This is a genomic window from Bacillus sp. F2HM, from assembly GCF_019266135.1.
GTDB classification, from domain to species: Bacteria; Bacillota; Bacilli; order Bacillales; family Bacillaceae; genus Bacillus; species Bacillus safensis.
This window is the reverse complement of sequence record NZ_LRMO01000012.1, coordinates 84,058-104,164: the sequence shown is the minus strand read 5'-3', so window position 1 is coordinate 104,164 and position 20,107 is coordinate 84,058. Positions and strand designations below refer to the sequence as shown.

Annotated in this window: 22 protein-coding genes; 1 reads left to right on the top strand and 21 read right to left on the bottom strand. The window is 42.4% G+C overall.

The window, feature by feature from the left end:
• Positions 1 to 3: 3 nt before the first annotated feature.
• The 18 genes from AWT60_RS09285 to AWT60_RS09200 all read right to left on the bottom strand — a co-directional run bounded on the left by AWT60_RS09285 (position 4) and on the right by AWT60_RS09200 (position 18,068).
• On the bottom strand, positions 4 to 390 hold the full coding sequence (locus AWT60_RS09285) for a YlqD family protein (protein WP_024424191.1): 387 nt from the start codon (positions 388 to 390) through the stop codon (positions 4 to 6).
• A gap of 103 nt (positions 391 to 493) precedes the next feature.
• Entirely contained in the window at positions 494 to 739 is a 246-nt protein-coding gene (locus AWT60_RS09280; RefSeq protein ID WP_024424192.1) for a KH domain-containing protein, read from the bottom strand.
• Positions 739 to 1,011: a 30S ribosomal protein S16 gene (gene rpsP / locus AWT60_RS09275; RefSeq protein WP_008344841.1), complete on the bottom strand. Its 273-nt coding sequence runs from the start codon at positions 1,009 to 1,011 to the stop codon at positions 739 to 741. The genes AWT60_RS09280 and rpsP overlap by 1 nt, the downstream gene beginning before the upstream one ends.
• A 105-nt stretch (positions 1,012 to 1,116) precedes the next feature.
• The gene (ffh, locus tag AWT60_RS09270) at positions 1,117 to 2,457 is read right to left on the bottom strand and encodes a signal recognition particle protein (protein WP_024426967.1); all 1,341 of its coding nucleotides are present in this window, start codon (positions 2,455 to 2,457) and stop codon (positions 1,117 to 1,119) included.
• A gap of 13 nt (positions 2,458 to 2,470) precedes the next feature.
• A complete protein-coding gene (locus tag AWT60_RS09265) occupies positions 2,471 to 2,803 on the bottom strand; it encodes a putative DNA-binding protein (RefSeq protein ID WP_012009935.1) in 333 nt (110 codons plus the stop codon).
• A 143-nt stretch (positions 2,804 to 2,946) separates the two neighbouring features.
• Positions 2,947 to 3,933 carry a signal recognition particle-docking protein FtsY gene (gene ftsY, locus AWT60_RS09260; protein ID WP_087975449.1) on the bottom strand — a complete coding sequence of 329 codons (987 nt, stop codon included), beginning with the start codon at positions 3,931 to 3,933 and terminating at the stop codon, positions 2,947 to 2,949.
• Between the two features lie 21 nt (positions 3,934 to 3,954).
• Positions 3,955 to 7,515, bottom strand: coding sequence for a chromosome segregation protein SMC (gene smc, locus AWT60_RS09255; protein WP_218677163.1), 3,561 nt, complete (start codon positions 7,513 to 7,515; stop codon positions 3,955 to 3,957).
• Positions 7,516 to 7,620: 105 nt separating this feature from the next.
• Positions 7,621 to 8,364 (bottom strand): ribonuclease III, encoded by a 744-nt coding sequence (gene rnc, locus AWT60_RS09250; RefSeq protein WP_008344850.1) that lies wholly within the window; start codon positions 8,362 to 8,364, stop codon positions 7,621 to 7,623.
• A gap of 181 nt (positions 8,365 to 8,545) precedes the next feature.
• Complete coding sequence (acpP, locus tag AWT60_RS09245; protein WP_003212028.1) at positions 8,546 to 8,779, bottom strand: acyl carrier protein; 234 nt, start codon at positions 8,777 to 8,779, stop codon at positions 8,546 to 8,548.
• A gap of 81 nt (positions 8,780 to 8,860) precedes the next feature.
• Positions 8,861 to 9,604, bottom strand: coding sequence for a 3-oxoacyl-[acyl-carrier-protein] reductase (fabG, locus tag AWT60_RS09240; protein ID WP_025092570.1), 744 nt, complete (start codon positions 9,602 to 9,604; stop codon positions 8,861 to 8,863).
• Positions 9,604 to 10,548, bottom strand: coding sequence for an ACP S-malonyltransferase (fabD, locus tag AWT60_RS09235; protein ID WP_056766416.1), 945 nt, complete (start codon positions 10,546 to 10,548; stop codon positions 9,604 to 9,606). Before fabD ends, fabG begins: the two co-directional genes overlap by 1 nt.
• Positions 10,549 to 10,563: 15 nt before the next feature.
• A complete protein-coding gene (plsX, locus tag AWT60_RS09230) occupies positions 10,564 to 11,562 on the bottom strand; it encodes a phosphate acyltransferase PlsX (protein WP_034281756.1) in 999 nt (332 codons plus the stop codon).
• Positions 11,563 to 11,577: 15 nt separating this feature from the next.
• Positions 11,578 to 12,144, bottom strand: a complete 567-nt coding sequence (gene fapR / locus AWT60_RS09225; RefSeq protein WP_024424199.1) for a transcription factor FapR — start codon at positions 12,142 to 12,144, stop codon at positions 11,578 to 11,580.
• Positions 12,145 to 12,256: 112 nt separating this feature from the next.
• Positions 12,257 to 14,305 (bottom strand): ATP-dependent DNA helicase RecG, encoded by a 2,049-nt coding sequence (gene recG / locus AWT60_RS09220; RefSeq protein WP_218677162.1) that lies wholly within the window; start codon positions 14,303 to 14,305, stop codon positions 12,257 to 12,259.
• Positions 14,283 to 15,185 carry an L-serine ammonia-lyase, iron-sulfur-dependent, subunit alpha gene (gene sdaAA, locus AWT60_RS09215; protein ID WP_024424200.1) on the bottom strand — a complete coding sequence of 301 codons (903 nt, stop codon included), beginning with the start codon at positions 15,183 to 15,185 and terminating at the stop codon, positions 14,283 to 14,285. Before sdaAA ends, recG begins: the two co-directional genes overlap by 23 nt.
• Before the next feature lie 20 nt (positions 15,186 to 15,205).
• The gene (gene sdaAB / locus AWT60_RS09210) at positions 15,206 to 15,868 is read right to left on the bottom strand and encodes an L-serine ammonia-lyase, iron-sulfur-dependent subunit beta (protein ID WP_024424201.1); all 663 of its coding nucleotides are present in this window, start codon (positions 15,866 to 15,868) and stop codon (positions 15,206 to 15,208) included.
• 148 nt (positions 15,869 to 16,016) lie between these two features.
• The gene (locus tag AWT60_RS09205; protein ID WP_218677161.1) at positions 16,017 to 17,690 is read right to left on the bottom strand and encodes a DAK2 domain-containing protein; all 1,674 of its coding nucleotides are present in this window, start codon (positions 17,688 to 17,690) and stop codon (positions 16,017 to 16,019) included.
• A gap of 15 nt (positions 17,691 to 17,705) precedes the next feature.
• Positions 17,706 to 18,068: an Asp23/Gls24 family envelope stress response protein gene (locus tag AWT60_RS09200; RefSeq protein ID WP_008344871.1), complete on the bottom strand. Its 363-nt coding sequence runs from the start codon at positions 18,066 to 18,068 to the stop codon at positions 17,706 to 17,708.
• A gap of 271 nt (positions 18,069 to 18,339) precedes the next feature.
• On the opposite strand from AWT60_RS09200, the gene rpmB reads away from it, so the two are divergent.
• Positions 18,340 to 18,528 carry a 50S ribosomal protein L28 gene (gene rpmB, locus AWT60_RS09195; protein WP_003212514.1) on the top strand — a complete coding sequence of 63 codons (189 nt, stop codon included), beginning with the start codon at positions 18,340 to 18,342 and terminating at the stop codon, positions 18,526 to 18,528.
• 69 nt (positions 18,529 to 18,597) lie between these two features.
• Here the strand turns inward: rpmB and spoVM are convergent, their stop codons facing one another.
• From spoVM to rpe, 3 genes are all read right to left on the bottom strand, one after another.
• Complete coding sequence (gene spoVM / locus AWT60_RS09190; protein WP_008354550.1) at positions 18,598 to 18,678, bottom strand: stage V sporulation protein SpoVM; 81 nt, start codon at positions 18,676 to 18,678, stop codon at positions 18,598 to 18,600.
• A 71-nt stretch (positions 18,679 to 18,749) separates the two neighbouring features.
• Entirely contained in the window at positions 18,750 to 19,394 is a 645-nt protein-coding gene (locus tag AWT60_RS09185) for a thiamine diphosphokinase (protein ID WP_218677160.1), read from the bottom strand.
• A 60-nt stretch (positions 19,395 to 19,454) separates the two neighbouring features.
• Positions 19,455 to 20,105 carry a ribulose-phosphate 3-epimerase gene (rpe, locus tag AWT60_RS09180; RefSeq protein WP_218677159.1) on the bottom strand — a complete coding sequence of 217 codons (651 nt, stop codon included), beginning with the start codon at positions 20,103 to 20,105 and terminating at the stop codon, positions 19,455 to 19,457.
• Between the last annotated feature and the right edge of the window lie 2 nt (positions 20,106 to 20,107).

Here is a 20,107-nt window from a genome sequence, read left to right as displayed (position 1 = left end):
CAATCACCCCTGACGTATTTCCACAATGGTGCCGTCTTTCACGACGATGACATTATCTTGCATTTTGTCATCCCATTTATCACCTATTTTTACTTCAACCAGTGCATCCACTTCTGTTTCTTTCATTTCACTTCCAAGCGGCAAAATATGAAGCTGCTCTACTTGAAAATCAATCTGCCTGATCTTCTCTTGCCTTTTATCGATCGCTTTTTGAAATTGAGGGATGGCTTCTTGCTGATGTGGTTCTTTTTCATGTTTTTTTAGTTGAAAATATAATTGATTGCATTCACGTTCTAGTCTTTCTTTTTTCTCCAAAAAAGTCGTTAACAGTTTGTCCTTACTGCTTTCAGTTAATACTTGCATCACGGTGACATGTTGAATGATCTGCATCTTCCTTTTTGTCCCCCTATCCGAAGGCATTTGTCCTCTACAGTATAACGAAAAATAGATTTAAACGTGTAAAAAAAGGGGAGGTCCTAAGCCCTCTCCCTTTTTAGTCAGCAATCTCAAGTTGAACTTTCTTAGAAGACTCTGCACTTGCTGCAAAAATGACTGTTCGTATCGCTTTTGCTGTACGTCCCTGCTTTCCGATCACTTTTCCGGTATCTTCAGCATTGACAGACAGTGTGTAAATCACCTGCTCATCTTTTTCTAATGAAGATACGTGAATATCTTCTGGGAAATCAACAAGTGGCTCGACGATGGACACAATCAATTCTTCCAAGGACAGCTCATTCATTATTTGCTGTTTTTCGCATTATGAAATTTTTCAAGAATTCCTTGGCTTGAGAAAAGGTTGCGAACTGTATCAGATGGTTTCGCACCATTTTGAAGCCATTTAAGCGCTAATTCTTCGTTGATTTTCACCTCAGCTGGTGATACCACTGGGTTGTAAGTTCCAACTGTTTCGATGAAACGACCGTCACGTGGTGAACGAGAATCTGCTACAACAATACGATAGAAAGGAGATTTTTTTGCTCCCATACGTTTTAAACGAATTTTTACTGCCATTTTACTAGCACCTCCGAAAATATTTCAACAAGATAGTATATTAACAATGATAAAAGGGTTTGTAAAGTGTTTTTTCTTAACAACGGTTTTATCATGTATAACCAATTACATAAATGGTAATTTAAAGCCCTTTTTCTTTCCTTTGGACATGTTGGTCATTTGCTTCATCATCTTTTTCATTTCATCAAATTGCTTTAAAAGGCGATTGACTTCCTGTACAGATGTTCCGCTTCCTTTTGCAATCCGTTTTCTTCGGCTTGCATTGATGACCTCTGGCTGTTCTTTTTCCTGAGTCGTCATTGATTTAATGATTGCTTCGATGTGATTGAGCTGCTTTTCGTCCACTTGGACGTTTTTGAGCCCTTTCATTTTACCGGCTCCCGGCATCATTTGGATCAGTTCATCAAGAGGACCCATATTCCGAACTTGGCCAAGCTGCTCGAGGAAATCATCGAGCGTGAAGCTCATTGTCCGCATTTTTTGCTCAAGCTCTTTCGCTTTATCTTGGTCGACGTTTGCCTGTGCTTTTTCAATAAGGGTCAGCACATCTCCCATGCCAAGAATTCTTGATGCCATCCGCTCCGGATGGAATGGTTCAATTGCATCAAGCTTTTCTCCTAGTGCAGCGAATTTAATCGGCGTATTAGTGACAGCTCGAATAGAAAGTGCTGCACCGCCTCTTGTATCACCGTCTAGTTTTGTTAGAACAACACCTGTTAAACCAAGCTGTTCATTAAAGCTTTTTGCGACATTGACCGCATCTTGACCTGTCATAGAGTCAACAACTAGGAAAATTTCTTCTGGATTCGCTACTTCTTTTACTTTCTGAAGTTCATCCATTAATTCTTCATCAATATGAAGACGTCCTGCTGTATCTAAAATGACATAATCATGGTGTTCTTCTTTCGCTTTTTCAATTGCCTGTTTGGCAATTTCGACAGGACTGACTTGATCACCTAATGAAAACACCGGCATATCAAGCTGTTTCCCAAGCGTTTGAAGCTGCTGGATCGCTGCTGGTCTGTAAATATCAGCAGCCACCATCATCGGCTTGCGATTATGTTTTTTGCGAAGTAAATTGGCAAGCTTTCCAGTTGTGGTTGTTTTACCTGCCCCTTGAAGACCAACCATCATAATGACTGTTGGAGATTTTTTCGCTACAGCGATCTTACTCTCTTCTCCGCCCATTAATTCAGTGAGTTCTTCTTTTACAACTTTAATAACCTGTTGTCCAGGGGTAAGGCTTTTCATGACCTCTTGTCCAACTGCCCGCTCACTTACTTTTTTCACAAAGTCTTTGACTACTTTAAAATTGACGTCAGCTTCAAGAAGGGCAAGGCGTACCTCGCGCATCATTTCTTTTACATCTTGCTCTGACACTTTTCCTTTGCCGCGGATTTTTGAAATCGTCTGCTGCAGTCGGTCGGCTAATCCTTCAAATGCCATACTGTGCCGCCTCCTAATCTAATTTCTCAAGCGATTCAATTAAAGCTTCTGCTTCTTCTGTTTGCGCAGAATCAGCTACAAGCTCTCTCATTTTTTTGAGAAGTTCTTTACGCTCTTTAAATTTCTTAAACAAGAGCAGCTTTTCTTCATATTGTTCAAGCATCGCTTCAGTCCGTTTAATATTATCATAAACAGCCTGCCTTGATACTTCATATTCATCCGCAATTTCACCGAGGGAAAAATCGTCTAGGTAGTAAAGCGACATGTAGCTCTTTTGCTTTGCGGTCAACAACGATTGATAGAAGTCAAACAAGTAGTTCATTCTCGTTGTTTTTTCAAGCGTCATGGGCTCTCTCCCCTTTGTTAAGTTCATTCCCTTTACATCAACTAAGTTTACACGGTTCTCTCCTGTGTGTCAAGTTTTTATCTTGTCACTTCATGAAGCGACGTATAAATAAAAATGCCAGCAGTTTCGCCGGCATTTTTTTGTTAGTCTTGTTGATCAATCACGTCTGAGAATAATCCATAGACATACGATTCTGCATCAAACTCTTGCAGATCGTCCACCTTTTCACCTAAACCGACAAGCTTCACGGGAATGTTCAGCTCATTTCGAATTGCAAGAACGATCCCGCCTTTTGCAGTACCGTCAAGCTTTGTTAAAGCAATCCCTGTCACATTTGTCGCTTTCGAAAATTCCTTGGCTTGTGCCATGGCGTTTTGACCCGTTGTCGCATCAAGAGCGAGCAATACTTCATGAGGTGCATCTGGAACCTCGCGCTCAATGACTCTCTTGACTTTCTCCAGCTCTTTCATCAAGTTTACTTTGTTTTGAAGTCTTCCTGCTGTATCGCAGATGAGGACATCCGCATTTTTCGCTTTTGCTGATTGAACGGCATCATAGATCACCGCTGCTGGATCAGAGCCTGCCGTTTGTTTGACGACAGGAACACCTGAACGCTCTCCCCACACTTCAAGCTGCTCGATGGCACCGGCACGGAACGTATCACCTGCTGCTAAAATGACGGATTTCCCTTCATTTTTCAGCTTATTTGCAAGCTTGCCGATCGTCGTTGTTTTTCCAACACCGTTGACGCCTACAAATAATATGATATTCAAACGCCCCTCTTCAATGTTCAGCGCAGAGATTTGTTCCTCTCCGCTATTGTAGATATCAACCAGTTTTTCAGAAATGACCGCTTGTACTTCACTTGGGTCTTGAATGTTTCTTAATTTCACTTCTTTTTTCAGCTCATCAATCAGTTCCATCACAGTTGTGAAACCGACATCAGCGCCGATCAGAACCTCTTCCAGCTCTTCAAAAAAGTCTTCGTCGACTTTGCGGTAGCGAGAAATCAGTTCATTCACTTTTCCTTGGAAGGAGTTTCTCGTTTTTTCGAGTCCATCTTTAAACTTTTCTGATACTGAATCGGTTTGCTGCGTAAATTTTTCTTTTAATTTCTTAAAAAAGCTCATTGGTTCAAAAACCTCCTTTAATTACTGGACAAGCTCTTTCGTTTCTTCTAGTTTGACAGATACAAGCTTAGAAACACCTGATTCCTGCATGGTCACGCCGTAGAGCACATCGGCTTCTTCCATTGTTCCCTTGCGGTGCGTAATGACAATGAACTGTGTTTCCTGGCTGTATTTCTTTAAATATTGCGCAAAACGGAAAACATTTGCTTCATCAAGTGCCGCTTCTACCTCATCTAACACGCAGAATGGAACAGGTCTCACTTTTAAAATAGAGAATAGTAAGGCGATCGCTGTTAAGGCTCTCTCTCCGCCTGAAAGAAGGCTTAAGTTTTGCAGTTTTTTCCCTGGAGGCTGCGCGACAATATCAACGCCAGAGTTGAGTAAATCATTTGGATCTGTCAGCTTAAGATCTGCTCTTCCGCCGCCAAATAATGCTTGGAAAACAGATTCAAAGTGACCGCGGATTTGAGAGAATGTCTCAGAGAAACGCTTTGTCATCTCTTGATCCATTTCTTCGATGACTTGGAATAATGTATTTTTCGCTTCTGTCAGATCATTTCGCTGTTCTGTTAAGAAGAGATAGCGTTCATTCACACGTTCATACTCGTCAATGCTGCCTAAGTTTACTGTTCCAAGCTCTTCAATGGCTAGTTTGATCAGCTTCACTCGTTTTCTTGCTTCATCTGGCGATAACGTCAACTGATACATCTCTTTTGCTCCTTCAAATGAAAGAGCATATTCATCGTTCAAATAAGCGATCAGGTTATCGAGCTCGACTTCCATACGGCCAAGCTTAATCTCTTCATCTTTTAAGCTTGTGGTGAGCTGCTTATACAAACGTTTTTGTTCTTTAAGCTCACGTTCAGCGAATTCTAATGTTTCAGAAAGAGCGAGACGCTGCTTACGACGCTCTGAAATGAGTGCAGTTGTTTTGTTTTTGTTTTCCAGCTTCTCTTTCGCCGCTTCTTCCAGTTGTTCGGCTCCGCTTGAACTAGATGACATTTCACTTGTTAAGAGTGACAGATCTTCTTTTGTTTCCATCAGCGTCTGTTCAGCTTCTTCTAATTCAGCCATTAAGCTCGAAAGCTTTTCTTGTTCATTCGCTAAGGACTGCTCTTTTTTGGCAAGCGAGATTTTCAGGTCTGTTAATTCAGCTGAAATGGTTTCCTTCGTTGAGCTTTGCGTCTGCTTACGCTTTGTTAATGTATTGATCTCTTGATCTAAAGCCGTCAGTTTCTCACCTATAGAGGCTTCAAGAGCAACCTGCTTTTTATCCTTATCCGCGAGCTCAGTAGAACGCTGCTGCAATTCTTCTTTTTCTTGATCATAGAGTTCAAGATGAGCATTGATATTTTTTTCTGCAACTTGCAGTTCGTATAGCTTCCCTTTGAGATCTTGCTGCTTTTCACGAAGTGTTTCGCCGCGCTGGCGCAGTTCGTTTAATTGGCTTTCGTTAACTCCGATCAATTGCTTCGTTTCTTTTGTTTCTTTTTCAAGGATCGTTGTTTTCTCTTCCATTTCAACGAGCTGCTTTGTTAACGTTTCGATTTCCCGGTTTCTTGAAAGAAGAGAGTTGTTCTTTTTCTTTACGCCACCACCAGTCATTGAACCGCCGGGGTTTACGACATCTCCATCAAGGGTCACGATGCGGTAACGATGTCCAAGCATTTTCGCCAGTTCATTGGCGCCTTTTAAGTCTCTAACGATCAGCACAGTTCCAAGCAAATTCTGAATCACCTTTTGATACTTTTCATCGAAGGAAACAAGGTGACTCGCTACGCCGATAAATGCAGCATGCTGCTCTGCTGTTTGAACATCTCTGAGCTGAATGATTCTTTCTTTGATCACGTTCATTGGCAGGAAGGTTGCACGTCCAAATGAATGCTGCTTTAAGTATCCAATCGCTTGTCTCGCAGCTGCTTCATTTTCTGTAACGACGTGCTGCGTGGCTGCACCCAGTGCAATTTCAATCGCTGTCTCATACTGCTGATCCGTTTGAATCAGCTCTGCAATGGCACCATGAATACCGCCTAACCGTTCTTTTGCCTTTAAGACCTCTTTCACTCCTTGGAAAAAGCCTGAGAAGTCTTCTTGCATGGATTCAAGCATTTCTTTTTTGGATTTTGCCTGCTGTACGTATTGATAGGCTTGGTAAAGAGCCGTTTCTTTTTTCTCGTATTGACGTTTTATTTGCTCAAGCTTTTGTTCTGCCTCTCTAAAACGTTTGACTTGAGCCAGAATGTCTTCTTCCAGTGCTGAAAGCTGCTGCTCAGCTTCTGTTTTCTTTTCTTTGACAGACACTCGTTCTTCGATATGTTTTTGGTTATTTTGCGTCAGCCTCTCTAGCTGCATCGCTGCTTGGCGCTGCTGTTCTTCTAGTAATTTACGTTCATTACGGATGGAAGCCTGTTCATTGAGCAGATCAAAATAATCGCTTTTCAGCTGTTCAATTTGACCTTCCACATCTTCACTATGAAGCGACAGTTGATGCTGCTTTGTTTTCACTTCATCTTTTAGCTGGTGTACTTCTTTTTGCAGACTGTCACGCGTGATTTTCTGCTGCTCAATCTTTTCGGTTAACAGCGCCTGCTTTTCAGTTAAGCGAACGAGCGTTTCTTCAAGCTGTCCTTGGTTTGCAGCCGCATTTTTTTTCCGTTCTTTTAGCACTTCTTTTTTTCCTTCAAGCTTTTCTAATTCCTCACTTGTGAAAAGAAGAACTTCTTGCAGGTCATTAATTGATTCGTCAAGCGCTTGAATGCGGTCTCTTGACTCTTCAATTTTGGCTTCTTTTGCTTGGATATCTGTAGACTGCTTCATTTCATCTTGTTTGAAGCGCTCGACTGCTTCACCAAGTGTTGTCCATTTTTCATGAAGTGCTTCGATGTCATGGACAGTTAGGGCAATTTCGACATTTTCAAGCTCTTCTTTTTTTTGCAAATAGTCCTTTGCAATGGATGCTTGCATTCTTAATGGTTCTACTTGATCTTCTAGTTCATGCAGAATATCTTCTACTCGGTTTAAGTTGTCCTGCGTTTCAAACAGTTTATTTTCGGCTTTTTTCTTTCTTGTTTTATATTTTAAAACGCCAGCCGCTTCTTCAAAAATACTTCTTCTCTCTTCTGCCTTGCTTGATAGAATTTCCTCTACCTTTCCTTGGCTGATGATTGAAAAAGCTTCCTTTCCAAGACCTGAATCCATGAAAAGATCAATAATATCCTTTAAGCGGACAGATTGATTGTTTATGAGAAATTCACTTTCGCCTGAACGATAAACCCTTCTTGTCACACTGACTTCATGAAAATCGATCGGTAAAAAGTGATCTTCGTTATCTAACGTTAAAGTCACCTCTGCTAGATTGACTCTTTTTCTTGAGTCACTTCCTGCAAAAATGATATCTTCCATTTTTCCTCCGCGGAGGCTTTTCGCTGATTGTTCTCCAAGTACCCAGCGGATGGCATCGGTAATATTACTTTTGCCGCTTCCGTTTGGTCCAACAACAGCTGTGACCCCTTTAACAAAGTCCACGGTCACTCGCTGTGCAAATGATTTGAATCCTATCACGTCTAAACGTTTGAGGAACATGAGAGTGATCCTCCTTATGTATTTAAAGTACTATCATCTTACCATATGAAGTGAAAAAAGATGATGGAAAACAGAGTGAAATCCCCCTGAATAACGAGGGGGATTTTATTGGTTCATATGATGTTTCTGCAATTTAGCAAGTGCTTCCTGTGCAGCGTGCTGTTCTGCTTCTTTTTTAGAGCGTCCATTTCCAATTCCGAGCACTTCACCTCGAAGGGATACATTTGCTTCAAATTCCCGGTTATGTGCAGGCCCTTTTTCATGCAGGATCCGGTATTCAAGCACACCTTTTCCATCGCGCTGCACAAATTCTTGCAGCTGGCTTTTAAAGTCCATGACGTGCGAGAACGCTCCATCATTAATTTTCGGATAGACGTACGCTTCTAGGAATCGTTCAACCGGCTCAAGCCCTTGATCTAAATAAAGTGCACCGATAAACGCCTCGAATACGTCCGCTAAGAGTGCTGGGCGTTTTCTGCCGCCTGTCATTTCTTCACCTTTTCCTAAAAGAACAAGGTCTCCGAAGGACAGCTCGTGTGCCAGTGATACAAGTGACGGTTCACATACGATCGCCGCTCTTAGTTTCGTTAAATCTCCCTCGCTCATCGCTGGATATTTTGCAAATAAGAATTGAGAGATGGTCAATTCTAAAACAGCATCTCCTAAAAATTCAAGTCTTTCATTATCCTCATATGGCTTTTTCCGGTGTTCATTCACATAAGAGGAATGGGTAAAGGCTTGATATAGAAGCTTTTCATTTTTAAAGTGTACAGAAATGCGCTGCTGGAATTCTCTAAATTGCTCTAGTTTTTTGCTCTGTTTCTGTTTGTCTTTATATTGTTTTGGCATAGCAACCTCCAGGTAGGCGTAATCGCCTTTAAGGATACTGATTATATGGAGTCTCTCTTTCTACATGCAGGGAAACATTGCTCCCAGCATCTGAAAAAGGCTGACAATTGATCAGCTGAATGTGTTGAAACTAACATAAATTTTCAAAGTCCCGTCGAAAGTAGACGGGACTTTGTTACGCTTATTGCTGGCTATTTATGTAGTTCACAGCGTCACCGACTGTTGCAATTTTTTCAGCATCTTCGTCAGAAATTTCCATATCGAACTCATCTTCAAGTTCCATAACTAGCTCAACTACATCAAGGGAATCAGCGCCTAAATCTTCTTTAAATGAAGCTTCCATTTTCACGTCAGCCTCATCAACGCCAAGGCGGTCTACAATAATTTTTGATACACGCTCTAATACGTCTGCCATTGCCTTTCACCTCCCCTCAAAGTATTATAGTTGAATTGTTTTTAAAAAACTAGAGAAAACCTAATGAAATTTTGATATTTCTTAGGACATGACCATTCCGCCATCTACTTGGATGGTTTGGCCTGTAATATAACCTGCTCCTTCTGAAGCTAAAAAGACAACAACGTTGCTAATATCTTCAGGTGCACCAAAGCGTGCAAGCGGAATTTGCTTGAGCATTTCCGTCTGTACATTTTCATCAAGTTTGTCTGTCATATCTGTTGAAATAAAGCCTGGTGCTACTGCATTAACAGTAATATGACGGGTTGCCAGCTCTTTTGCTGTTGTTTTCGTTAATCCGATGACACCAGCTTTTGCTGCAACATAGTTTGCTTGTCCAGGGTTTCCACACACACCAACGACTGAAGCCAAATTGATGATTCTTCCGCTTCTTTGCTTCATCATTTGACGTGTCACGGCTTTTGTACAGTTAAAGACACCTTTTAAGTTTATGTTAATGACATCATCCCATTCATTCTCTTTCATTCTCATGAGCAGATTGTCCTTTGTGATCCCTGCATTATTCACAAGAATGTCAATTGAACCAAAGGTATCAATTGCTTGTTTCATCATGGATTGTACTTCTTCAGCATTTGAGACATCAGCTTTCACAGCAAATGCCTGCTGGCCGAGTGCTTTGATTTCATCTACGACTTCATTTGCTTTTGCTTCGTTTCCAGAATAGTTCACGACAACATTTGCACCACTTTTCGCTAGATCGATCGCGATGGAACGGCCAATCCCGCGTGATGCTCCTGTTACAACGGCTGTTTTATTTGTAAGCATCAAGAATCCCCCTTGAGTGTTTGAATGGCTGCTTCAATTGTTTCTTGATCTGAAACGGAAATCGTCGTCAGGCGGCGATTCACTTTTTTCACAAGACCTGAAAGCACTTTGCCAGGACCAATTTCAATAAATGTTGTGACGCCTAAATCAATAAGGCGTTCCACACTTTCTTCAAAACGAACTGGAGAATACAGTTGTTCAATGAGCTTTGTCTCAATTTCATCACGAGAAGTCACGATGTTTGCTGTTACGTTTGAGATGACCGGAGTTTTGGCATCCGCAATATCCAGCTTTGACAAAACATCTGTAAATTTTTCAGCGGCTGGTTTCATTAATGCAGAATGGAAAGGTCCGCTTACTTCAAGGGCAATTGCACGTTTTGCGCCTTTTTCTTTCGCTTTCTCTGAAGCAAGTTCTACTCCTTTTGCTGTACCAGAGATCACGATTTGACCAGGACAGTTTAAGTTAGCGAGCTCTACAAGGTGACCGCTCTCTGTCACTTCTTTTGTCACTTCTTCAAGTGCCGCTTTGTCTAAGCCAAGAATCGCTGCCATGGCGCCTTCTCCTGCTGGAACAGCTTCATTCATTAATTCTCCGCGCTTTCTGACTGCATAAACAGCATCTTTAAACGAAAGTGCGCCTGCTGCAACGAGGGCAGTGTATTCACCAAGACTGTGTCCTGCTGCATAATCTGCTTTGATTCCGCTTTCTTCAAATTTCTTTAAGATGGCGATACTTGTCGTTAAAAGAGCTGGCTGCGCGTTAAAGGTGAGCGTCAGTTCTTCTGCATCCCCTTCAAAAATCATAGAAGATAAATCAAACCCGAGGGTATTGTCTGCTTCTTCAAATACAGCTTTAGATACTGCTTCTTGGTCAAATAAATCTTTTCCCATGCCAATTTTTTGAGAGCCTTGGCCAGGGAATAAAAATGCAATTTTAGTCATGCTGCTTTACCTCCATTAAGACTCATTCGTCGTTTCTTTTTGGACTTCTTGATGAATGATGGCTGAAACGTCTTTTTCTACGATATCACGGGCCTGACGAATTGCATGGAAAATGGCATTTTCATCAGAGGAGCCGTGCGCTTTAATAACAGGTGCCTTTAAACCAAATAATGCGGCACCGCCATATTCGGAGTAATCCATTTTAGATTTCATCTGCATCAATTTCGGCTTCATCATGCCTGCTGCTATTTTTGCTGTGAAGCTGGATGTTAAGGTTTCTTTCAGCATTTTAAAGACAGAAAGGGCTGTGCCCTCAATCGTTTTAAGCGCAATATTTCCAGTGAAACCATCTGTGACAACAACGTCAGCAACACCTTCTAATAAGTCACGGGACTCTACATTTCCTACGAAATTCAAGTCGGAAGCTTTTAATAATTCAAAGGTTTTTTTCGTTAAATCGTTGCCTTTTTTATCTTCTGTTCCTACATTTAACAGTCCAACACGCGGATTGCTCTTTGGGAAAACACGCTCTGCGTAGATTGATCCCATCATGGCATATTGCACGAGATGTTCTGGTTTAGCATCAACGTTGGCACCAACATCTAGTAATAAGAAGCCGCTGCCATCCAGTGTTGGCAAAGTTGGGGCAAGGGCCGGTCTGTCAATACCGTCAATTCTGCCTACGATAAACAGCCCAGCTGTCATGAGGGCGCCAGTATTTCCTGCTGAGATGCAGGCATCTGCTCGTCCTTCGGAGACTTCCTGCGCCATTTTCACCATAGATGAATCCTTTTTACGTCTGACTGCACGCACTGGTTCATCCGTCGGTTCAATGACTTCTTTTGCATCTAAAATCGTGATACGATCGTTGTTTGTTATGTATGGTTTGATTTTGTTTTCATCGCCGACAAGTGTAATCTCGATATCTGAAAATGCTGTTAAGCTTTTTTGCACACCGTCAATAATGGCTTTAGGGGCATGATCTCCCCCCATTGCATCGACTGCAATTCTCATATTACGTGCCACCTTTTACTTTTGTTTTGAGCGATACATGACGAAGTCACCTGAGAAGACAACTTCCTCACCAACATAGCTGTTTACTTCAACTACGGTTCTTCCTTTTTCTTTATCATGTGAGGCTACTTTGGCTTTAGAGACGACTCTTTCGCCTTGTTTCACCTGCCTTGTAAACCTGATATTCGCTTTTGCTGTCAAAGCCAGTTCATCGTCAATGACGGCAACTGCCAGCGAATTTGCCTGGGCGAAGAGATGATGTCCCCTGGCAATTTGGTTTCGGCTGAATACATGCTCTTTTCTCACTTCTAAAATGGAAATGGCTTGATCATCAAGCTCTACATCAATCATTTCTCCAATCACTTCATCCAGTGGAAGTGACTTTACTTCATCCTCTAATGTCTTTTCGGCCACATGCTTAATTCTTTCGCGTAATTCAGGGATCGACAGCTCTAAACGATCAAGACGAACCGTTTGTATGCTGACACCGAATTTACTTGCCAATTCTTCATCAGTAATGAATGGAGTCGAGCTGATCGTTTGCTGGAGAAGCTTTTGACGTTCTTTTTTATTTAGTTTCATATGCAGACACCATCCGTACATTTATGACTAGGTACTAATAGTAGTATATAATCTCATAGATGATAAATCAATCCTTGTTTCAAAAAGACAAGAAAATTCCTCCAGCGTTTGATCAGCTTAATTTATCTCCTCCCAGCACACCGCTGTCTATCAGCGTTTGCCGAAGTTCTTTGTATTCGGGATCAGTCCAAAAGGCGTCCGATTGGACAAGATCTGCTGCATCTTTTCTAGCCGTTTCCAGCGCTCTATAGTCGTGAACCATATCTGCTACCTTAAATTCTGGCATCCCGCTTTGTTTTTTACCGAAGAAATCGCCGGGTCCTCTTAGTTCTAAGTCCTTTTCAGACAGCTCAAAGCCATCGGTTGTTTCGGACATGATCCGCATCCGCTCTTTCCCCGTTTCTGACTTCGGATCAGCCATTAAAATACAAAATGATTGATGCTCTCCTCGTCCGACCCGGCCTCTTAGCTGATGAAGCTGAGACAGTCCGAAGCGGTCTGCATCATAAATGACCATGATGGTTGCATTCGGCACATTAACCCCGACTTCAACAACTGTGGTTGAAACGAGAATTTGTACTTCATTTGCGGTAAAGGCTCTCATGACCTGGTCTTTTTCATCACTTGCCAGCTTCCCATGCATTAAGCCGATTGACCACTTGCCGCGGTATGCCTCAGTGAGCATGCTATGGACATCAAGCGCATTTTGCACATCCAGCTTGTCTGATTCTTCAATGAGCGGACAAATAATATATGCCTGTCTGCCTTTTCTCAGCTCTTTATCCACAAAAGCAAGAATTCTTTCAAGCATGTCATGCTTCACCCAATACGTTTCGATTTGTTTTCTGCCAGCTGGCAATTCATCAATGACGGAGACGTCCATTTCTCCAAAAACAGTGATCGCAAGTGTTCGCGGAATAGGTGTGGCCGTCATAAACAAGACATCTGGGTCCTGTCCTTTACTTCGCAGTTTTTTCCGCTGCTCGACGCCAAACCGGTGCTGTTCATCTGTGATGACAAGACCGAGCTGCTGAAATTCGACTTCGTCTTGAATGAGTGCGTGCGTGCCGACTAATATGTCAATCTCGCCTTCTTTTAAACGTTCAAGCAATTCTCTGCGTCGCTTTCCTTTCACAGAGCTTGTCAAAAGGGCGATATTCAGCCCCCATTTTTCAAACAGCTGGTAAAGTGAATCGGCATGCTGCTCTGCCAAAATTTCTGTTGGGACCATTAATGCACCTTGAAAGCCTGATAAATGAGCGGCATAAAGCGCAATGGCTGCAACAGCTGTTTTCCCTGAACCTACATCTCCTTGAAGAAGGCGGTTCATTCGATATGGAGACGCCATGTCCGACATGATTTCATCAAGTACTCTTGATTGTGCCTTCGTCAGCGGAAATGGCAGGCTGTCAACAAACTCAAAAACAGCCTCTTTGGAAAACGGATGCTGGATACCTGATGTTCTCTCTCGTTCTTTCTTTCTAATCGCCTGCATCTTCAGCTGAAAGATAAGAAATTCTTCGTACACAAAACGGCGTCTTGCTTGCTTGAGCGAGTCTCTTGTTTCTGGAAGATGAATGGTTTTTAATGCTTCCTGATAGGACATAAGTTTATAGGCAGAGACAAGCTGCGTTGGCAATGGATCTTCAGCTTTATCTGCATAAAGTGACAAGGCCTGCTTTACAAAGCGTCTCATCATTTTCACGGTCACATTTTCTTTTACTGAATAAACGGGCTCTATACTGCCATCTTGCTCGTGCGTCCCTTTTTTAAATTCCTGCACCATGATAGATTGACGGTTTTTATCCCATTTCCCTGTAACGGAAACTGTATCACCTAACACAAGGCTTCGTTTTAAATATGGGCGATTGAAACAAATCGCTGTAATGAGAAAACGCCCGACAAGCAGCCTGAATGTCAGCCTGCTTCGTTTTTTGCCATAATAGGTGAGAACGGGCTCACTATGTACTTTTCCTTCAACTGTGACACGTTCGTCATGTTTGACTTCTTCTAAGTTACGAAGCTCATAGTCGTCATATCGATAAGGAAAGTAGCCGAGTAAATCGGCTACTGTGTAGATTCCAAGTTCATTGAGTGTTTTTTCGGTTTCCTCTCCAATCCCCTTCAGGACAGAGACATTATCTTGCAGTTTCTGTATCACGAGATGAGGTCACACCTCCGAAAATCTTCTTTTCAAGCTCTCTTGCTGTCGGTGTCGCAGCGAGACCGCCTTGTGCAGTTTCGCGAAGAGCTGTTGGCATCGTTTGACCGATTTTGTACATCGCATCAATGACTTCATCACAAGGAATGCGGCTTGTGATGCCAGCAAGAGCCATGTCTGCTGCGATCATGGCGTTAGATGCACCCATTGCGTTTCGTTTCACGCACGGTACCTCGACAAGTCCCGCTACTGGATCGCAAACAAGTCCAAGCATATTTTTCAGTGTAATCGCCATCGCTTCTGCTGATTGCTGCGGTGTACCGCCTGCCATCTCGACAATAGCTGCTGCCGCCATCCCTGATGCAGAACCTACCTCTGCCTGACAGCCGCCTGCTGCACCGGAGATGCTGGCGTTATTCGCCACAACAAAACCAAATGCGCCAGAAGTAAATAGGAATCTGACCATTTGTTCCTTTGTTGGCTTTAGTGTTTCTTTTACTGCAAATAACGTACCTGGTACAACACCTGCTGAGCCTGCTGTAGGTGTGGCACAAATGGTTCCCATTGCGGCATTGACTTCATTTGTTGCAACTGCTTTACTGACAGCATCTAATATCGTATGACCAGACAGTGTTTTGCCTGATGCGATATAGGCTTGAAGTTTGACGGCATCTCCGCCTGTTAAGCCTGATAATGATTTCACACCCTTCAGCCCGTTTTCAACGGCCTGCTCCATCACTTCTAGGTTGCGGTACATCTGGGAGAAAATTTCTTCACGTGATTTCCCTGTCACTTCCATTTCTTGCACAATCATAATTTCTGAAATGGAGGTATTCCGTTCTTCTGTTAGCTGCACGAGTTCTTTGACGTTTTTAAACATCATTCATAACCTCCTTGTTGTTACTCTGCAATTTGTGTGACTTGAATAATGTTTGGCAGCGTTTCAAGCTCTGATAGGACAGCTGGGTCAATATTTTGATCCACTTCAATCGTCATCAGTGCCTCTTGCCCGACATCTTTACGCGCCACTTCCATATGACCGATGTTGATGGCGAATTTCGCTAAGACATTGGCAACTGCCGCAATCGTCCCGTAGCGATCGTTATGAACCACAAGAATGGCAGGATGATTCCCTGAGAGCCTGAGCTCAAAGCCATTTAATTCTGTGATTTCTATTTTACCTCCGCCGATGGAAATCCCGATTAGTTCAAGGCTTCCGTTCGCATCTGAAATCTCTACTTTTGCTGTATTCGGATGTGCCGGCACTGCCTCTTCTTCTTTAAATTCAATATCGATCTCTTTGCTTTTTGCAATATCGATCGCTGTTTTGATTCGTTCATCAAATGTATCAAAGTCAAGAACACCGCCGATAATGGCGACATCTGTACCGTGTCCTTTATACGTATCTTTAAAGGAACCATAAAATGAAACGACAATTCGTTTCGGTTCTCTTCCAAATAAGCTGCGAGCTACTCTTCCGATACGAGCCGCACCCGCTGTGTGCGAACTTGATGGACCAATCATGACGGGCCCAATAATATCAAACACACTTCTAAATTTCATAGGTCTTCCCCTCTCATAACCACTCGCGTATGGTTTTGTTCTTTCTTTAGACTAATGGATTCATTCGTTTCCCGCAACTCATTTCACCGTTGAATCGCTAGTAAAAAATTGCAAAAGAAGAAGAAGGGCTTTATTTGCCCTTCTTTCGTTATTCAACCGCCAAAATATATGAATAAAGCGGCTGTTTTCCATCGTGGACTTCAACTTCTACATCTTCAAATGTTTCTTCAATAAAGGCTTGTAACGCATCCATCTCATCGGATGATGCATCTTCCCCTTTAATGATGGTGACAATCTCATCATCTTCTGTCACCATTTCGGTGAGAAGTTCTTTTGCTGCATCTAATTGATTTTTCGCTGTTAACGTGATTTTCCCGTTGAACAGACCCATATAGTCACCTTTCGCAATATCGATTCCATCAATTTGAGTATCTCTCACTGCAAAGGTAATTTGCCCGCTTTTCACATGGTCAATTGCTTCTAGCATCGCTCTTTCGTTGTCTTCATTTGTAGCTGCTTCATTGAGAGAAAGAAGTGCCGACATTCCTTGAGGAACGGTCTTCGTCGGAATGACAACGACCTCACGGTTTGAGACAGTTGCCGCCTGTTTAGCTGCCATGACAATATTAGAATTATTAGGTAAGATAAAGACGGTTTCGGCATGTACGCTTTCTATTGCTGTGACAATGTCTTCTGTGCTCGGATTCATCGTCTGCCCGCCTTCAATGACGACGGAAGCTCCGATGCTTTTGAACAAGTCAGCAATTCCTTCTCCCATTGCGACACTGACGACGCCAAAGCGCTGTTTTTCAGCAGCAGGTGCTTTTGGTGCAGCAGGCGCATGTTCTCTTTCTTCGTTCACGATTGAGCTATGCTGCTCTCTCATGTTTTCAATTTTCATATTAATTAAGCTGCCGTAGCGCTGTGCATAGGATAAGACATCTCCTGGCTGCTCTGCATGAATATGAACTTTCGCCAGTGTATCGTCCGACACCACAAGAAGTGAATCTCCGAATTCACTTAAGTCTTCTCTGAAGGCATTCTCATCAAAGGACTGTTTGTCTTCTTCAAATTTCACCATAAATTCAGTACAGTAGCCAAATTCGATATCTTCTGTGTTCATATGGCTTTGCGCACTTTTATGATGCTCTGCACTAACGAGTTCTTTTAGCGTAGGTAAAGAAGCCGCTTTAGGAGGAAGCTCTTCTCCTCTTAATGAAGCAAGGAAACCTTCATATACGCATAGAAGTCCTTTACCTCCACTATCGACAACACCCACTTCTTTTAAGACAGGAAGCAGATCTGGCGTTCGATCAAGTGATGCTCTTGCTTCCTCAATCGTTAACTCTAGAACGCAGTCAATTTGATCCTCTGCTGCTGAAACAGCAACCGCTTTCTTTGCTGCATCTTTTGCAACCGTTAAGATGGTTCCTTCAATCGGTTTCATCACGGCTTTATATGCTGTATCAACACCCGCCTGTAAGGCAAGAGCAAATTCTTTTGCATCAATCGTTTCTTTTTGTTCAATATGTTTACTGAAACCTCTAAAGAGCTGTGACAGGATCACGCCAGAGTTTCCTCTTGCGCCCATCAATAACCCTTTTGACAGAGCCACGCCGACCTTCCCAATATGATCGGTGTTTGTTTCTTCAACTGCTTTTGCCCCTGAAGTCATCGACAAATTCATATTTGTCCCGGTGTCTCCGTCTGGCACTGGAAAAACATTTAACGCATCCACAATTTGTGCGTTTTGAGAAAGATGGTGAGCACCTGCAAGAATCATTTTTGCAAATGAGCGGCCATCAAGATTTCTAATAGACAATATATTTCCTCCTTACTACGGGTTCGTAACTTTTACTCCTTGTACATAAATGTTGACCGAGTCAACAGAAAGTCCAATTGTGTGATGAATCGTATATTTGACTTTCGTTTGAACATTATGTGCGACTTCTGATATTTTTGTACCGTAGCTGACGATGATGTACATATCAATATGAATGCGGTCTTCTTTCTGACGCACAAGAACACCCCGGCTGAAGTTCTCTTTGCGGAGAATATCCGTCAAGCCGTCCTTAATTTGGTTTTTGGACGCCATGCCAACAATACCATAGCAATCGATCGCAGCGCCTCCTGCCACCATTGCAATGACTTCATTTGATATATCAATTTGTCCGTATTTCGTTCTAAGTTCAATGGACACATTGGTTCCCCCTTTTTGAGAAATTGCCCTGAGTTATCACTATTTTACTATAAGACCCTTCTTTTTAAAAGAAATCATTCAATCCGACCCAATCCTACTTATACTATAGCCTTGATTTTTTATCAAGATGTCAAGGTATTTTTCTTGAAAGAGGAGTAAACAATCCTTGCAAACCCCTTGAAGCTGTGGTAAATTATTAAAGTATCTTGAGGCATCTCTAAGTACGTATATGAAGAATATGATGATGTTTTCGCAGTTAGGAGGGAAACAAATGGCACGTAAATGCGTTATTACAGGCAGAAAAACAAAAGCTGGGAACAACCGTTCTCACGCAATGAACTCTACAAAACGTACATGGGGCGCGAACCTTCAAAAAGTTCGTATTCTAGTGGACGGTAAGCCTAAAAGAGTATATGTATCAGCTCGAGCTTTGAAATCTGGTAAAGTTGAGCGTGTATAAGCAAGAGTAAACGCCTGCTACAATAAACTGTAGCAGGCGTTTTTATGTGGAAATAAAGGAGATTACTCATTAATCTTTTTTAAATGAACCAAGCATCGCACGGACAATGCCGCCAAGAAATCTAGGCAGTTTGATTGTATAAAATTTCATTTTGTCCCCCTCCTAAAAGTACCGCTTGCAGCACAATTGAGCTTAATCAGCCATCCACATTGATAGGTTGGTCAATCTTTGCTTCTTACCATTATTAATATGCCTTCATGAAAAGAAAAAGTACCATTTGAGTGGATGAGTTCGTTACTAATACATAGTGTGGAACCAGGCTCAATATGACAATTTTTCAGAGGATATTTGAAACCTTTTAATGTCAGCTTTTCAACCGATGTACCAAAGGGCAGAAACGACACATATTTTTTATCAGGGTCTTCTTTTATTTCGTATGTACCAGGTCCAAACATTTGAATGATATTTTGCTTATCTACAAGAGTGATGTTCTGCTTGTGCTGAATACCTTGATATAGAAGGTGAATATTTCCTAGAAAATGATCAGCCCTTCCTCCTGTAATGCCGTAGATGTGAATATGCGCTGGGTGCTGGCGCATGGCCCAGTTCAGCGCAAGCTCTAAATCAGTTTCATCTTTTTCAGCCTGAAATACATTCAGGGCAGGCAATTTCTTTTTCAGCTCGCAAAGCTCTTCTTCTGTCACACTGTCAAAATCACCAAAAGCCTTGGCAGGCATGATGCCGTGCTCTAGTAAAAAGAGCGTCCCCCGGTCTACACCGACCCAGAGAATATCGTCCTGTAATGCCTCATGTTCAAGAGGCGGGATGTATTCAAAAGGACCGCCGGCTACGATATGTATGTGCATGATATACGCTCCTCTCCATGTAAAAAGAACCAAAGATCAGAGTGACTTTGGTTCCTTTTTTTACGCTTCTCGAATGGACTTAATGGCTGCTGCGCGGTTGTCTTTACCGTATACCGCTGAGCCGGCCACAAGTAAGTTAGCGCCCGCCTCTTTACAGCTCTTTGCAGTCTCTACATTGACACCGCCGTCTATTTCTATGAGTAAGTCTGATAAGCCCTTTTGTTCGCTAAGGGTCTTCACTTCTTTTACCTTCGTGAGGACAGATGGAATAAACGCCTGTCCGCCAAAACCAGGATTCACCGTCATGAATAAAACAAGGTCTACGTCCTCTAATACATGCTCAATCTGAGAAACAGGTGTGTGCGGGTTCAAGACGACACCTGCTTTTACGCCTTGTTCTTTTATGTGCTGTATCGTGCGGTGCAAGTGCGGACAAGCCTCTACATGGACAGAAATAATGTCAGCACCTGCTTTTGCGAATGCAGGAATATACCGGTCTGGCTGCTCAATCATTAAGTGAACATCGAGCGGCAGCTTTGTATGCGGTCTGATCGCTTCCACAACATTCGGACCAAATGTAATATTCGGTACAAAATGGCCGTCCATCACATCGATATGAATGTAATCCGCTCCGCCTTGTTCCACATCACGGATATCTTTCTCCAAATTGGCGAAATCTGCTGATAAAATGGAAGGGGCAATATAAACCATGA

Coding starts and splice junctions, on each gene's coding strand:
- rpmB (WP_003212514.1), top strand. CDS start 18,340: ATGGCACGTAAATGCGTTATTACAGGCAGAAAAACAAAAGCTGGGAAC.
- rnc (WP_008344850.1), bottom strand. CDS start 8,364: ATGCCAAAACAATATAAAGACAAACAGAAACAGAGCAAAAAACTAGAG.
- AWT60_RS09285 (WP_024424191.1), bottom strand. CDS start 390: ATGCAGATCATTCAACATGTCACCGTGATGCAAGTATTAACTGAAAGC.
- AWT60_RS09265 (WP_012009935.1), bottom strand. CDS start 2,803: ATGACGCTTGAAAAAACAACGAGAATGAACTACTTGTTTGACTTCTAT.
- AWT60_RS09280 (WP_024424192.1), bottom strand. CDS start 739: ATGAATGAGCTGTCCTTGGAAGAATTGATTGTGTCCATCGTCGAGCCA.
- fabG (WP_025092570.1), bottom strand. CDS start 9,604: ATGCTTACAAATAAAACAGCCGTTGTAACAGGAGCATCACGCGGGATT.
- fapR (WP_024424199.1), bottom strand. CDS start 12,144: ATGAAACTAAATAAAAAAGAACGTCAAAAGCTTCTCCAGCAAACGATC.
- sdaAA (WP_024424200.1), bottom strand. CDS start 15,185: ATGTTTAAAAACGTCAAAGAACTCGTGCAGCTAACAGAAGAACGGAAT.
- smc (WP_218677163.1), bottom strand. CDS start 7,515: ATGTTCCTCAAACGTTTAGACGTGATAGGATTCAAATCATTTGCACAG.
- ftsY (WP_087975449.1), bottom strand. CDS start 3,933: ATGAGCTTTTTTAAGAAATTAAAAGAAAAATTTACGCAGCAAACCGAT.
- fabD (WP_056766416.1), bottom strand. CDS start 10,548: ATGACTAAAATTGCATTTTTATTCCCTGGCCAAGGCTCTCAAAAAATT.
- sdaAB (WP_024424201.1), bottom strand. CDS start 15,868: ATGAAATTTAGAAGTGTGTTTGATATTATTGGGCCCGTCATGATTGGT.
- ffh (WP_024426967.1), bottom strand. CDS start 2,457: ATGGCATTTGAAGGATTAGCCGACCGACTGCAGCAGACGATTTCAAAA.
- plsX (WP_034281756.1), bottom strand. CDS start 11,562: ATGAGAATTGCAGTCGATGCAATGGGGGGAGATCATGCCCCTAAAGCC.
- acpP (WP_003212028.1), bottom strand. CDS start 8,779: ATGGCAGACGTATTAGAGCGTGTATCAAAAATTATTGTAGACCGCCTT.
- rpsP (WP_008344841.1), bottom strand. CDS start 1,011: ATGGCAGTAAAAATTCGTTTAAAACGTATGGGAGCAAAAAAATCTCCT.
- rpe (WP_218677159.1), bottom strand. CDS start 20,105: ATGGTTTATATTGCCCCTTCCATTTTATCAGCAGATTTCGCCAATTTG.
- spoVM (WP_008354550.1), bottom strand. CDS start 18,678: ATGAAATTTTATACAATCAAACTGCCTAGATTTCTTGGCGGCATTGTC.
- AWT60_RS09185 (WP_218677160.1), bottom strand. CDS start 19,394: ATGCACATACATATCGTAGCCGGCGGTCCTTTTGAATACATCCCGCCT.